Below are 1,384 nucleotides of genomic sequence, written 5' to 3' on the forward strand. Positions count from 1 at the left end.
GAAACCCGCGCCCAGGCTTTTCAAAGAAGCGATTGCGCTTCAGTTCGGCTTTGGACTGCCAGTGGGTCTCGCCAAAGCGGGTCAGCCCCTCATGGACGACGAAGGATCCGAGCAGCAAACTGCCCAGAGTGGCGAACAGGAAGATCAGCCCGATCACCTGCCAGAGATCGGGATGGCGGAGCCGGATTGCCTGCCAGTTATGGAGGAGCAGGCCCCAATCGAGCGTGGCAGCACTGCCGGTGAGTTTGAGCGCGAGATAGCCTGTTGCCAGAATATAGGCGAGCACGAGCCCGAGAGCAGCGAAGAGGCCCAGGCCCGCCAGAACGCGTGTCTTAATCATGTTCCAGCCCCCGGTCCTGTGCTGCACTGGCCGCGCGCTCGTCGAACCATTCTTCGGTCACTTGTTTCAGAGCGGGCTGCGAATTGCCCTCGGCCTTGAGATATTCGCGCGCAACAGAAAGCTGGTCTTCGCGACTGCCTACACCGTCGAGCCCCGAGATATCGCCCTGTTTCAGGCGCGCGATCTCGTCGGGTGTCAGACGCTCCTCCACAGCCTCGCGATAGGCATCCGCGCGTTTCGCGTCCGTAGGCGCGGGCAGTTTTGCGAGATCGGATTTCGCAGCGATCAGCATGCCGGCGGCAGCGGCAGTTGCTGCGGCGGTCGTCGCGGCCGCGCCGGTGCTGATCCCCGTGCCCGTCCCGGTGTCTGCTGCTGTGCCGCGCTGGATATCCTGCGCCTCCCAGGCCCGTCGGCTGCCTTGCTTCTCGATGACCTCATTGCTCACGGGATCGCGCGTGGTGATGGTGACGGCCTCGGAGCGGGTTGAGGACAGAGTCACTGTGTCGCCCGTTGTCGCGCCCCGATCCGCCAGCGCCTTGGTGACCCCCATGCCCCAGACATCATGTGTGCGGCCATTCGGGAGCTGCAAGCGCACATAGGGAGACTCGGCCGCGCCGGGGCGGTCGAGATAGGGTCGCGTGCCTTGCGCAAGCACTGTACCGCGCACACCCTGGCTGTACTCGACCTTGTCGCTGGTCGTACCCCCGGCAAGTGGCGCTGCCGGGTCCCGGGATGCGCTGCGAAACAGGTCACGGCCTGACATATCGCTTGCCGATAGAGCATTGGCCGGGTCGCGCCGCTCAGAGACAGGCCCATCCGTCCGCTGCAGGCTGCGCGGGCGTTCCATGTCACTGCGCCGTGCCGCTTCCTCGATATCGCGCTCATTGGGCTTGTAGCCTTCGACCTTGATACCCTTAGCCGCGCCTTCAATCCACATCTCACGCCGGAAGTCCTGCGGGCCGGTCACTTTCATCGACTCCCAGCCGCGATGGGCGGCGAGATTGACCATGTCGAGGGCTGTCGCCTTGTCGGCGGCCTTGGTGC

Annotated in this window: 1 protein-coding gene and 1 pseudogene; both read right to left on the reverse strand. The window is 64.6% G+C overall.

The genetic code is table 11. From position 1 onward, the window contains the following. Positions 1-340: pseudogene (locus PUT78_RS23535) on the reverse strand (type IV secretory system conjugative DNA transfer family protein); the annotation flags it as partial. After that, positions 333-1,384, reverse strand: a 1,052-nt coding sequence (locus PUT78_RS23540) for an LPD7 domain-containing protein (protein ID WP_337994724.1), incomplete at its 5' end; no start/stop codon positions are given. The pseudogene PUT78_RS23535 and the gene PUT78_RS23540, both read right to left, overlap by 8 nt.

The organism is Roseinatronobacter alkalisoli, from assembly GCF_028745735.1.
GTDB classification, from domain to species: Bacteria; Pseudomonadota; Alphaproteobacteria; order Rhodobacterales; family Rhodobacteraceae; genus Roseinatronobacter; species Roseinatronobacter alkalisoli.